The organism is Okeania sp. SIO2B3 (assembly GCF_010672525.1).
GTDB lineage: Bacteria > Cyanobacteriota > Cyanobacteriia > Cyanobacteriales > Microcoleaceae > Okeania.
The window spans coordinates 94691-108305 of sequence record NZ_JAAHGH010000004.1 but is presented as its reverse complement, the minus strand read 5'-3'; the positions used below and the strand labels follow the sequence as shown (position 1 = coordinate 108305).

Genomic DNA, 13615 nt, shown 5'->3' with positions numbered 1-13615 from the left:
ATTTCTAGCTCCTCAAGACTTAGATGAGAGTAAACAAGCAGCTTTCTGGGCATTTTTACTTACTAGCTACAGAAGTACTTCCCGATTGTACTATGTGCAATTAACCGGATTTGATATCATTCGTAGTGTAGGGGTGTTCAATGGAACATTCCTATATTTTTTGATCCTAATTTACACCTTTACTTAAGATCAGTTAAAATTAATAATAAAGCTCAAGAAAGGAGTAGATATGAAAAAGTTAGTCATCTCTTTTGTGATATTAACATTAATTGTTAGCTTAGGTCATGGCAGTGCTCATGCTAAAGAAGATCCTACAGGCGACTGCGCTCCTGGGTGTGGCTGTTGTCCTGCAGATTCAGAATAGGGGTAGATATGAAAAAATTAGTAATCTCTTTTACATTTTAAATATTCTTAATTGGTAGCTTAGTTCATTAATTGATAATTGATAATTACCTCGGGTTTTAACCGCTACGGAATTGAATATAAGGAATATTTTCTTTTCTTGGTCGATTGGATATGGCGAGGAAACCTCGCCATCCCACCCTTCGGGAAGCTACGCTTTTCATGTCGGCGACAGCCGAAACGACCGCTTTTTTTCCCCTGAAAAGGGGAGGCTTCAAGGCGCGAATTATTTAATTATTAATTATTAATTATTAATTATTCGGTAATTATAGCGCCAATGCCGAGTCATATGGAGAAGGATATGAAGGATGCCCATTGTTGTGTGGCTGTTGTCCGACAGATTATTCAGAATATGGATGCGACTGTTGTCCTATAGATTATATAGAATAATAGATGTACCCCAACTTGATTGATTTTTAATCACATAATTGATGAGTTTTCTCAAGAGTAGTTGCCTCAGTATTGTTAGTTTCTAAAGAGCCAAGATAGTCATTTAACCAACTGCAACTGGTGACTAAAAGAGCATCAAGCTTACTCATGGTGTGTGCTAGTTTTTCTAAGTTTTCTCGATTAAGTTTCCACAGTTTGATAGTATTTTTACTAGCCGAAGCTATCATCTGATCATTTGGAGAAAAAGATACATTTCCCCAGTAGAGAAAGCCATTATCCTGGATACTTTGTAATTCAGTTCCATCTAAACTCCAGATTTTAATTGTTCTATCAGCACTTGCAGAAGCAAGGATTTTACCATCTGGGCTAAAATCTACACTCCATACTCTAGAATTATGTCCTTTGAGGGTTCTAATTGGAGTCCCGTCTTTACTCCATATCTTTATAGTATTATCATCACTTGCTGATGCAAAAATTGGTGCATTGGGACTGAAACTAAGACTGGTAATATTTCCTAAATGTGCTGGTATTGTCTTTAACAATTGACCATTCAACTTCCAAATTTTAATTACTCCATCTTCACTAGCAGAGATTAAAGTTTTACCGTCAGGACTAAAAATAACGTCATTAACAGCTCTTTGATGTCCTTTTAATTCAGAGATTAAGCCTTCATGGATGTTCCAAAGCTGGATTGTTTTGTCTTCGCTAGCAGAAGCAATAGTCTTACCATCTGGACTGAAACTAATTCCATTAACCTTTTTTTCATGGTCAGAGAAAGTTTCTAATAAAGAACCATCTTTACTCCATAACTTTACTGTTCCATCATCACTAGCGGAAGCAATAGTTTGACCATCTGGACTGAAACTAATCTCATTAACTGTTTTCTGATCTCCAGAGAAAGTTTGTAACAAAGAACCATCTGTACTCCATAACTTTACTGTTCCATCGTAACTAGCAGAAGCTATAATCTGACCTGTTGGGTCAAAAATAGCAGTTGTTACTTGTTTTCGATGTCCTATATCTTTGTTTTCTCTCCCAATAGTTTTGAGTAGAGGGTTTTCATATTTCCATAGTCGAATAGTGGTGTCTAAACCTGCCGACACAATAGTTTGGTTATCTGGGCTAAAACTAATATCTCTGACCCCATCAGTATGGCCTTTCAGAGTTCTGAGTAGTGTACCATCACGATGCCATAGCCGAATAGTTTTGTCTAAACTTGCAGAAGCAAGAGTTCGATCATCAAAGCTAAAATCTACACTTAAAACTCGATTAGTATGACCTTCGAGGGTTCTCAGTAGTGTACCATTACGATCCCATAATTTAATCGTCTTATCGAAACTTCCTGAAGCAAGCATCTGGCTATCTCGACTGAAAGTAATACTCCAAACCCAGTCTTGGTGCCCTTCTAATACTTTAAGTAATTTACCATTACGATCCCATAACCTAATCTTGTTATCTGCACCTGCTGAAGCTAGGGTTTTACCATCTGGGCTAAAATTGACAGTCAAAACATCATCTTTGTGTTCTTTTAGTGTTTGAAGTAATTCACCATTTTGGTTCCAGAGTTTAATAGTGTCATCTAAACTACTTGAAGCAATAATCTGACTATCGGGACTAAAACTAACATCTGTAACTGATTCTCTATGTCCTTTTAATTGGCGGATAAAAGTACCATCTTGACTCCAAAGTATGATGGTTCTGTCTTTACCTACAGAGGCTATAATTTTACCATCAGGACTAAAGTTAACGCTCCAAATATTATCTGTATGTCCTTTTAAAACTTTTTCAAATTTGCCATCAGACTGCCATAAGATCGCATTATTATCTTGACCTGCTGAGGCAAACTTTTGACCATCAGGACTGTAACTTACACTCCAGAGTGGATAATCATATTCTAAACGATTATATTCTTCAACATCACGAACTGCTTGCTGAAGATTTTTTTTAATCTGATTTTTAAGCTTAGGTGGTGATGAAGTATGCTTTATTCTTTTGCCAGCTTGAGTAATAGCAACTAAAGCATCAAGTTGATGATTTAAAGATAACTGAAGTTGAAAATTGGAATTTAATACTTGAACTTTTGCAAGTTCAGCTCGTCTTTTTTGGGATTCTGAATTTAGCCACAACACTACTACAAAAGCTGACAGCATTGTCAAGACAGTTATTGCAATGCGTGACTGTCGTAGCTGCTGCTTTAAAACTACATTCAATCTGGCTTCACTTAGTTTTCTTTGTTTACGTTCCTGCTTTAATTCTTGAAACAACTCATCTTCTTTCCTTTGCCTAATAAATGCAACTAAATAATCATGCACTAACTGATAACGTTTTGCAGGTTTTTCTGGCAACAAAAATACTAAACCAGACTTAACAAAAATATCTAATACTAATTCCAAATTATCCACATTCAACTTTCTTTCTTTCGCCAATTCAGCCTGAGTTTTCAGAGGGCGAGTATTATTTTCATCCGTTAACAACATCAACACCAACCAAGCTAATTTTTCATTTTCTTCACCACAGTCTTTCACTACTGATGCTAAATATCGGTTTACTAATTCTGCTTTGGGGTAATCTCCTAATTCTTGATATTTTTCCACAGTGGTAATATTCTCTGTCTGTAGTTGTGCCCCCACAATTTGTAACTCAATCGGACGAATATCTTTTGTCTCCTGGGCTAAGTCTTCTACCAATTTTTCTGTCAATTTTGAATCGATTTTAAATTGAGAGTTTTCGGTTAATTCTTTAATAACTGATTTTGCCTTATTCTGGGAAAAGTTTCTCAATTCATAAAGAATATTTTTACTTAAAATATCATTGTTGATTGTTTCTAAATTAGCTAACTCATTAAATTCTAATAAATAATGAATATAATCTGAACGCAGGGATAAAACAATTTTCACAAAAGGAATTTCCAAACATTCTTCCAGAAACTGAGCAAACTCTCTTTTCTGCCCTGGCTCTGAATTAACAAAGAAAAATTCCTCAAATTGATCGAAAATAATAACTGTAAGTAGATTTAATTCAGCATTATTTCGTAACTGAGAAAAAATTGCCTCAGTCGAATTAAGCATCTGTGAATTAACTGCTAATTGGGGAATTGTTTTGAGTTTTTTAGCTAAACTTTCTCCCAATTCTGAAATCCAATGAATATAAACTTGCTGCAAAACCACTACTACATGATGGGTATCAATTGATTTTTTGTTTAAAGCAGGTATTAATCCAGCCTGTAAAATCGAACTTTTACCAACTCCTGATTGTCCATGAATCACTATCAGTTTATAGTCAGGGCGACTAATTCTTTCTAGCAATTCTTCTACATTTAATTGGCGTCCAGATGCAGATATTTCTTGAGTTACTTTTCGTCGATTAACTTGAGGTAAAGCCGGGTTGGTATTTGGTTTTCTATATCCCAAACGATTTGCACCGACAAATGCTACAAATCCAAATTGTTGTTCTATTTTTTGTCGTTCTTGCTTCAATTTAAAAGCTGCTAAATATGCCTTTTGTTGGTAATATATTTTTCGTGATTCTGTGAGAAGACAAATATAAAATTCAGTTCTGTATTCAGGTTTAGTTGTTTTTTTTGCTTGCTCAAAATTGGCTATTGATTCTTCAAATTTACCTAAATATTTTTCGGATTTTGCTAGAGCAAATAAATATTTTCCTAGATGAGAATAGCGCTCCAAATCTAAATTTATTTTGTCTTTTTCTGAGCTAGGAGGAGATACAACATCTAGAGTTTTGTTAAAAATTTCTATGGCATTTTGAGCAAGTTTTTTTGCTTGTCTATAATTATTTTTTGCCAGTTCAAATTCTGCTAGAAAAGCATAAGCACGAGCTTCACAAAATGCCTGGGAATAGGTTTGATGTAATTCTATTGCTCTGTTGGCAACAGTTTCTAACTCATCCCAACGCCCTAAAGTCTGCAAAACTTCTCCCCAAGCATTGATAAACTTAGCAGCTAAGTCTGGGCGGTTAACTGCTTCAAAAGTTTTTACTGACCGCTGAAAATATGAACAAGCTTTCTCACAAGCCATATTTTTCTCAACCCGATGCCTAACTGCATAACTACGCCACCATAACCCCAGATAATAATAAGTGTGAGCTACTCGTACGGAGTTGTTAATTTGTTGCCAAAGTTCGAGACTATGTTGATAATGCTCTAGTGCTGTTTCGGTAGAATTATCGGTTGCCCTGCCTAAAACAAATTCCAAATTTGCTTCTAATTCAAGCTCTAAGGTAACTTCTCGGTTTAACAATTCTTGCCTTGCACCCACCAACTCTTGATAAGCAAACTCTCCCAAACCAAGGGCAGTATCATCTAAAAATATTCCTGCCCCACTTTCTAAAACTTTCTGATAAATACTCTCACTGGTCTGCTGAATAAAATCAATTAATTCTTGAGTGGCAGTTTCAAAAACGGTCAGACTTGCCCAACTTTCAAAATCAGGAATTAACCGAATAAATTTACGATAAATTTCTGCATCAACCCATAAAACTATGGGAAAAGGGCAATTTTTTCTAAACTCCTCGCGAACTAAACTCATTGCGACCAGCAATTTATCAATATCTCTGACAAACTCCAAACCCCAAATCATCAGAGCATCTGGTTGTTGGTCTCTTAATCGTTTTCTAATAGTTGCATAAAGTTCATCGACAGACTCATCCAACTGCAATTCTGCCAAGTCTCCAGAAAAAGATTCCCGGAGTTGTGGAATTAGGCGATCGCGCTGGCTCAGATTATTGCACTGTGCCAAAAACAGCCGAAATTGTTCTTGAGACATTTTCATGCCTCGGATTAATTTCTGCAATAATTTTTGATTGTTAATTTCCAAGTGTGTAGACATATTTTTGTTTGTAGTTTTGCTTCTTACCATCAAATATTCAATCTTCTTGCTCAAGCCCTACTACCGAATAATTAAGGTTTAAAACCTCTCCTTTAAAGGAGAAAAAAGAAAAAATTGTCCCTTTTGCGTTAATCCTCTTTTTTTCAAGGAGAGGCAATAATTAATAATTAATTATTAATTATTAATTATTAATTGTTGAAGAGCCTAATTATATCTTTAACTCCGGGGCATCTTTCAAGAGAGGATTAATATCAAACCAAGGGCCAAGTTCATCTTGATACTCATAAACAAACATACTCCGGATTAAAGTTTGGTATGCGTCATCTCCCGTTACTTTTTTTGTCTGAGCAACTCGGCGCAATAATTCCCACTCATGGTCATCTACAGCTAAAAGTCGCTGATTGCGATAAGTTTTAATTACATTGGCAACACTAGCGCGGGAGATGGGAAGATCCCCTTCTTCCATAATAGCCTCATTAACTATTCGCAATACATTCCTCACATGACCACCACTGAAACGACATAAGTCATCTAAAGTTTCCTGACTATCAAAAATTTCAGTAACTTTTTCCAAGCGTTGCTGTGAGTCTAATTCTGGAAACGCCCTCGCCAACACTAACTGTCGCATTAACTTCATTCCTTCAGCACATTCACTACCATCGCGCAACTGTGTCGCCACCATTGGCAATACTTGGGGGTCTTTCTTAAATCTTTGAGTTAATGTATCGTAGTCATTGGAAAACCTCAGTGCGATAGGAAGAGTATAAATCAGATGACAATTAAGACTCATCAGTTGTTCACCCCGGTCAACAAATAGATATTCTGGTTGAGGTCGCCCCCAAGGTTTAGGTGAACTATCAACTTTTTCCAGGTTGTCAACTATAACAACCAATCCGTTTTTGCCATACTGTTTCAGCTTTTCGTTAGCGGGTTCGAGCAATTCTTTGTTTATAGTTTCAATAATTCCGCTAGTGCGGGGTCCGAGATATTCTCTGAGTTTAGTACGAAGTTCGGGACTAGCTTTTGCCTGGGCAGTAATTTTAGCAATTCCTAAAGCGACAAATTCTAATCCTTTTTCGTCAGCTTTGACTTGACCAACTCCAGGCAAACCAACTTCTGCTGAAAACGAACCCTCACTACTAGCCGCCACTTTACCCACACCAGGAATATTCGCTTCTGCAGAGAGTTCAATTTCTGTCTGCAATAATTTTGCGGCTCCCTGAAGTAGACCTTTTAACCCTTTTGGTTCCTCCAAGTTAAGTTTTTCCAACTTCTCCAAACTTCTGCTGACCTGTTGTGCAATAGTTAGAAAAATATCGCCTACATCTATATCTCCCATTTCTAAATTTTTGTCAGACTCAAAATAGACAACGTGAAAACCTTCTGTTTCTAACTGTTGCTTGAGTCGCCATAATTCTGTAGACTTACCACAACCAATATGTCCGGTGAATAGTTGGCAAGTAGGTCGGTCTGAAGACCAGAGAGTAATAGTATTTTTTAATTTTTTAATAACTTTTCCTCCACGCACGGTCGAGAAGTCAATGTAGTATTTCTTGTCAATTTCTACATTATCTATAAACAGAGGAATACCAGGGTTTGTTGCCTGAAAAAAGGCTTTAACATCTACGGTCATTTCAGTTATCAGTTATCAGTTATCAGTTATCAGTTATCAGTACCTCTCTCTGCCTGTTTGTGCAGCATTCCGTAGGAAAGTCAGAGGCTTGAAATATTGAACTTTATTTTCTCTTGGTCTCGTGGATATGGCGCAGGTTTCCTCGCCATATCCACGAGACTGCTTTTTCATCCCCTTGAAAGGGCAGGCTTGAGACCTTATTTTTTGGTCATAACTATTTACCATTTATGAGAAGCTACCATCAATTTTATCGCAGGGAACTGGGAACTGGGAAATAGGCAACAGCTCATCTGGCAACAGGCAACAGTGACAAAAGCTTTTCTATGTCTCAGGTCAAACATAATATGGCTGAAGGAAGAAGGAGAGAAGGACAATCTTGCGTTGTCTGAGTTTTAAGCTTTTGATATGTCCGTGTCCTTTCCTTCCACTGCCAAGAAAAAAATAAACAATTACAATGATCAAAGAAAACTTTATATTTACTAATAACCATGGTACCAGCAGTTTTAATCGAAAACCTTCAGAAAAGTTATGGTTCAGTTACAGCAGTTAAGGATGTTTCCTTTAAGATAGAATCTGGAGAAATATTTGGTTTACTTGGCCCTAATGGTGCAGGTAAAACAACCACACTACGCGCTCTGTGTACTCTAATTACACCAGACGCTGGACGTTTAGAAGTATCTGGTATTTCAGTCGTTGACCAACCGAGAATAGCTAGACAACGCCTTGGCTATGTTGCTCAGGAAGTGGCCCTTGACAAGGTACTAACGGGCCGAGAACTACTGGAACTGCAAGCAGCTATATATCATATTCCAGGCAAATTGGCAAGGGAAAGAATTGAAGGAGCGATCGCCCTTCTGGGAATAGAAGATTGGGCAGACAAAAAAACAGGCACTTATTCAGGCGGTATCCGCAAACGTCTAGATTTAGCAGCGGGTTTATTGCATCAACCAGATGTTTTAGTTCTGGATGAACCCACAGTGGGTTTAGATATTGATAGTCGGGTAGCAGTTTGGGATTTTTTGCGTCAGTTGCGAGACTCAGGTACAACAGTTTTGATTACCAGTCACTATCTGGAAGAAGTTGATGCTTTGGCAGATAGGGTAGCTATTATTGACCAAGGTGTGGTTATTGCTACGGGTACTCCTTCAGAACTTAAAGACCGGGTGGGAGGCGATCGTATCACTCTCCGTATTCGGGAATTTTCTTCTACTGAAGAAGCGGAAAAAGCAAAAGTATTACTAGGAAACCTGCCAATAGTTCAAGAAGTTATTGTTAATGCTGCTCAGGGCAATTCTTTAAACTTAGTTGTGACGCCCCAAAGTGATGCTTTGATTGAAATTCAACAGTCATTGCAGTCAGCAGGTTTACCAATTTTTGGTATTGCTCAAGCGCGACCAAGTTTGGATGATGTTTACCTAGCAGCAACAGGAAAAACTTTGATGGATGCAGAATTAGCTGCTGTGGGCAGTCGTGACTTAAAAGCTGAGAAAAAACAAAGTATGCGTTGAACGTTTTCGTGAATTGGCACTTTGTAGGTTGGGTTGACGTGAACGGAAACCCAACAACGCTTGTTGTATCTGTTCAAAGCTTATTGTATCTGTTCAACTTTTGTTGCATTTGTTGGGTTGCGCTGCCTACTTCTATTGTCCAATAGTTAAAAGCCTGATATTATCGGTTTTTTTATTCCCCCTGTAGATGGCAGGAGGGTGGGAAGTGTGGGGAGAGTGGGGAGAGTGGGGAGATAAAGACACCTAGAAACAAAAATAAGAGTGCACAGTTTTAGCTGTGTCAGTCTACTACTTCTATTGTCCAATAGTTAAAAGCCTGATATTATCGGTTTTTTTATTCCCCCAGATGAGCTGTTGCCTGCGCACAGCGCTATATAAGTAATCAACCCGACATAATATCAGGACTTACGAAAAGGCACTATTTATAAGGTAAAGTAACTATTGGACAATAGTTTTGAGCACTATATATAGGGTATCTGTGTAGGTCCTAAATATAATAGAATCAATGGTACTGATGAGGAAAGTTGAGTAGTTTATGCATTTAATTGATTACACTATTGTCGTCATCTACCTGCTGGCGATCGTCCTGTTTGGCATATTTCTCCAGCGGAAAGCATCCGCTGGCATAGACTCTTACTTTCTGGGCGATCGGAATATGCCTTGGTGGGTATTGGGGGCTTCCGGGATGGCTTCCAATACAGACATTGCGGGGACAATGTTGATCACGGCTTTAGTCTACGCCTTGGGAACGAAGGGATTTTTTCTGGAACTCCGGGGTGGCATTGCCTTAATTCTAGCAATGTTCATGATTTTCATGGGCAAGTGGAACCGCCGCGCCCAAGTTATGACTTTAGCGGAATGGATGCATTTGCGTTTTGGTGTGGGACGGGAAGGAAATATCGCCCGGATAGTTAGTGCTGTTGCTGCTATTATCTTGACCATTGGCAGAATTAGTTACTTTGCCATAGGTGGGGGCAAATTCTTAGGAGAATTTATCACTGTTGATGCCCGCATAGCCTCGATTTTAATTATCTTCCTGGCATTGATCTACACTGTCCTTAGCGGTTTTTATGGGGTGGTGTTAACAGACCTGTTTCAGGGAGTTTTGATTTTTGTGGCTATCATCTATATCTGCGCGATCGCTCTGCAACTTCCCCCTCTCCCGGAGACATTTGCCATTTCCATTCCGGGAACCGAGCAATTGCACGAGTGGAATTTTAGCGAGTGGAGTAGTATATTTCCCTCCATGGAAGTAGACTTACCCGGAGACTATGGTCGTTTCAACTTGTTCGGCGCTATCCTTTGTTTCTATCTGCTGAAAGTATTGATGGAAGGATTTGGCGGTATCGGTGGTTATATGATGCAGCGCTATTTTGCCGCCAAAAGCGACCGGGAAGTGGGGTTAATGTCCCTGTGGTGGATATTCTTGCTTTCCTTTCGCTGGCCTTTGGTAACCGCTTTTGCGATCCTGGGCATCAATTACGGCATTACTAACCAAGTAATTCCCGACCCGGAACTGGTCTTGCCAACAGTTATCGCTACTTACCTACCAGTGGGAATTAAGGGATTGGTATTAGCTTGTTTTATCGCCGCTGGGATGTCTACTTTTGACTCCTTAATTAATGGTGGCGCTGCTTACTGGGTGAAGGATATTTATCAAGCTTATCTCAATCCGCAAGCTGACAACCGCAAACTGGTGGCTCAAAGTCGTTGGGCATCGGTTATCATTGTTATAGTGGGATTGCTATTTAGCTTCAGTATCTCCAATATCAATGAAATTTGGGGATGGTTGACCCTGGGATTGGGCACTGGTCTAGCGGTTCCTCTGCTGTTAAGATGGTATTGGTGGCGGTTTAATGGTTATGGGTTCGCTACGGGTATCGCCGCTGGTATGGTGGCCGCAATTGTTACTAAGGCGATCGTCTTACCTTCTTTCCCGAATCTACAACTTGCTGAATTTATCCAATTTTTAATTCCTAGCAGTTGTTCTTTGGCAGGATGTATCGCTGGCACTCTGTTAACCCCGGCAACGGAACGGTCAGTTCTGGAGAATTTTTATACTGTTACTCGTCCCTTCGGTTTCTGGAAGCCGATCGCTGTTAATATTCCCCGCAATCTCACGGTCAATATCGCATTAGAGAACAGGCGAGATTTGCTGGCAACTGCGATCGCGATTCCCTGGCAAATAGTTTTGTGTCTTACGGGAATTATGTTTATGATGAAACGTTGGGATAATTTCCTAATTCTATCCCTGTTGCTGGTTGTACTTTCTATCTGTTTGTATTTTGTTTGGTACAGACATCTGTATGGAAGTCAAAACTCAAAAGTTAAAAGTTAAAAGTTACAGGAGTTACGTAAATGACTTTGAAACAACCATGTGTAGGGGCGAATGGCATTCGCCCTCTCTATATGTAGAGTCTCTGCGTAAGTCCTGTTGATTTTATTTTTGATTTTTGGAGATATCTAATAGGGAAGAGAATTGAGAAAGATTTGACAATGATTGAAGATAGAAACCTGGTTTGTGTTAGATGTCTTGCTATACTGAATCTGTTTCCCACAAACCCAGTTTCTTAATCAGGATTTACGCACGGATACTAAATCCAGTCAGGGCGAATGCCATTCGCCCCTACATATTGCGCATTCAAGGTGAAGCATGGGTAAGTCCTGTTAATAATACTCTAAAGCAATTGGATTATTTACGCTTTAGTCGGGAACCTACGAATAATGCGCTTACGGATAGCAAACCCAGCACCATTCCTGGTTCTGGGGCCGTTTCTGTATCGCCTTCCACTGCATAGAGGCTAAAGTCGGCTGTTTCAGTGTTGAAAGCGAGTTTAATCGGGAGAACCATAGGGTCGGTTGGATCTATTGCATCACCTGTGCGAACGGTAAACCGTGTCACTCCCTCGCCATCAATGAGTAAGTCTCCTAAGATATCAGCATAGAGGCTAAAGTCAATTTCGTCGCCGTTAGAAAACTCACCCAGAACAATATCCTCGACCATAACGGTAAAGGGATTCTCAAATGTAGAAGGTAAATCAAGGATTGAGGTAAATAGAGAGTCGCCGTTCATCTCGTAGTGGAAACCGTAGGCAGTGGGAGGGTCGTACCATTGGTGACTACTGACATCGCAAAAACTGAAAATTGAGCCGTTGTCGATCTCACAGTTTGGCAGCCAAGGATTGAACTGGGAGTCACCAAGGGGATTGGAACGAAAAATTCCTTGGATGCCATTCTCAAATTTAGCCCAGAAGGCAATCTCTCCGCTATCGTTCATGCTCTGGCGATCAAACGAGAGATCGGCAATCTTGGAATCAATGATTCTTTCGCCAGTACCATCCAGCAAGTAATCGCCAACTGCAACAACTTTATCTGCTACCGCATCACCTCCAGTAAAAATTCCTTTATACCCTCCTGCTTGTTGAGCCATAAAGGCAACCTGACCTTCGTTGTTTATGGAACTGGTTCCCAGATGCCAAAAAGTATCTGGACTGTTATGGGTGTCGAACTGATTACCAACAATAATGCTACCGTCTTCTCCATCAGCGCTAAAGATAATTTGACCAGGACCGGCATTGTGGGCAAAGGCAGATACCCATCCAGAGTTGTTAATGTTAGCCTCCCGATAGTGATCATTCAAGAAGCTGTCAGGATCAGAGACAATAATTGAGTTGGGTCCGCCGTCGCCAACAAATACTCCATTTTCGCTGGCAAAAGCAACCGTTCCGTCATTATTAATGGATGGGCTGTTCTCTGGCGATTTACCTAGAGGGCATTCGAGGAGATTGATGGTGGTACACTGGGTAATTTGGGTAGTCGTAGCGCCGTCACTCTTGAAGATTTCTTGCCCCCCACTATCTAGGTTGGCAAGAAAAGCAACAGTGTTGTTGTCGTTGAGAGAAAGCCCAGGCAGGAAGCTACTAAAATCGCCGTCAGTATTAGTAATTGGTATGAAGATGGTTTCGCCCCTTTTGACTAGGTAGATGCCACTTTCCCCAGTATCGAGAGTGGCGAAAAAAGCAACATCTTCTTTGTCTGTGCCCGACAGTTTATTGTTGATGGAGATTCCTTGACCAAAACTATTATAGATACCATCGTTGCGGGCAATGATTTTGCGATCAAAGGTGCTGCCTGTCTTTCCAGTGAAAATACCTTCCCTGCCATTCTGTATTGCAAAAAATGCAACCTGTCCGGAATTGCTGAGGGAGATTCCTTTTTGATTTGCCTCGTATGCAAGTTTGTAGCCTGAGAAGCCTCCGGAAGTACCGAGTCCCAAGCCGAAACTGCTAAACTCCGCCTGACCAAAATGGTTTGGAGCATTACTGGCGATCGTTGTAAAGCTCAAATTAGCAGCTTTAGCTTGGTGACCGATTAAGAGTGAAACCAAAGTTAAAGCCAGACCGGAAATATGCTTGGCTTTACCTTTAAATTGACAATAGTTGCGAAAATTCATAGTAAATAGCCCATAAAATTGATAGGAAGCGTTAAATCAAGTAACAATCTGGGGAAGCGCCTTCTGTTTTTACACTAAATCTCAAATATCCTTGCAAAATTTACAAATCCCATTGAGAAGGCCAATTGTATTTAGGACTTCTATTATAAGTGTTACTTATCAACAAAGACAATACCAGATTAACCGATAACTGACAAGGGGTTCCATAAGAATTTTTCTTAGTTACTAAGAACGTTATATTTTGTGACTTGCTGCTATCAGTAATTACAATAGGAGCGATCGCCCCCACTAGCAAAAATAGCGATCGCTTAATCTACTTGCCAGGAAACAAGATCAATAGAACTCTGTTCCCCAATATGTTAAAATCAAATCGAAACCTCAATTA

General features: G+C 39.6%; 6 protein-coding genes. 3 read left to right on the top strand and 3 right to left on the bottom strand.

Going from position 1 to position 13615, the window contains the following annotated elements; genetic code table 11:
- Positions 1–229: 229 nt before the first annotated feature.
- The gene (locus F6K15_RS04745; RefSeq protein WP_293057725.1) at positions 230–364 is read left to right on the top strand and encodes a hypothetical protein; all 135 of its coding nucleotides are present in this window, start codon (positions 230–232) and stop codon (positions 362–364) included.
- Positions 365–818: 454 nt separating this feature from the next.
- Here F6K15_RS04745 and F6K15_RS04740 read toward each other — a convergent pair whose 3' ends face one another.
- Together F6K15_RS04740 and F6K15_RS04735 are read right to left on the bottom strand one after the other, a co-directional pair.
- On the bottom strand, positions 819–5636 hold the full coding sequence (locus tag F6K15_RS04740; RefSeq protein WP_293057722.1) for an NACHT domain-containing protein: 4818 nt from the start codon (positions 5634–5636) through the stop codon (positions 819–821).
- 208 nt (positions 5637–5844) lie between these two features.
- Complete coding sequence (locus F6K15_RS04735) at positions 5845–7269, bottom strand: ATP-binding protein (protein ID WP_293057719.1); 1425 nt, start codon at positions 7267–7269, stop codon at positions 5845–5847.
- Between the two features lie 488 nt (positions 7270–7757).
- On the opposite strand from F6K15_RS04735, the gene F6K15_RS04730 reads away from it, so the two are divergent.
- Both F6K15_RS04730 and F6K15_RS04725 read left to right on the top strand, forming a co-directional pair.
- Entirely contained in the window at positions 7758–8777 is a 1020-nt protein-coding gene (locus tag F6K15_RS04730; protein WP_293057716.1) for an ATP-binding cassette domain-containing protein, read from the top strand.
- Between the two features lie 535 nt (positions 8778–9312).
- Positions 9313–11115, top strand: a complete 1803-nt coding sequence (locus F6K15_RS04725; RefSeq protein ID WP_293057713.1) for a sodium:solute symporter family protein — start codon at positions 9313–9315, stop codon at positions 11113–11115.
- A gap of 354 nt (positions 11116–11469) precedes the next feature.
- Here the strand turns inward: F6K15_RS04725 and F6K15_RS04720 are convergent, their stop codons facing one another.
- Entirely contained in the window at positions 11470–13230 is a 1761-nt protein-coding gene (locus F6K15_RS04720; RefSeq protein WP_293057711.1) for a choice-of-anchor tandem repeat NxxGxxAF-containing protein, read from the bottom strand.
- Positions 13231–13615: the final 385 nt, after the last annotated feature.

Bases quoted from the DNA above. Each gene is read 5' to 3' on its own strand.
- F6K15_RS04740 (WP_293057722.1), bottom strand. From the start codon at position 5,636: ATGTCTACACACTTGGAAATTAACAATCAAAAATTATTGCAGAAATTA.
- F6K15_RS04730 (WP_293057716.1), top strand. From the start codon at position 7,758: ATGGTACCAGCAGTTTTAATCGAAAACCTTCAGAAAAGTTATGGTTCA.
- F6K15_RS04745 (WP_293057725.1), top strand. From the start codon at position 230: ATGAAAAAGTTAGTCATCTCTTTTGTGATATTAACATTAATTGTTAGC.
- F6K15_RS04720 (WP_293057711.1), bottom strand. From the start codon at position 13,230: ATGAATTTTCGCAACTATTGTCAATTTAAAGGTAAAGCCAAGCATATT.
- F6K15_RS04735 (WP_293057719.1), bottom strand. From the start codon at position 7,269: ATGACCGTAGATGTTAAAGCCTTTTTTCAGGCAACAAACCCTGGTATT.
- F6K15_RS04725 (WP_293057713.1), top strand. From the start codon at position 9,313: ATGCATTTAATTGATTACACTATTGTCGTCATCTACCTGCTGGCGATC.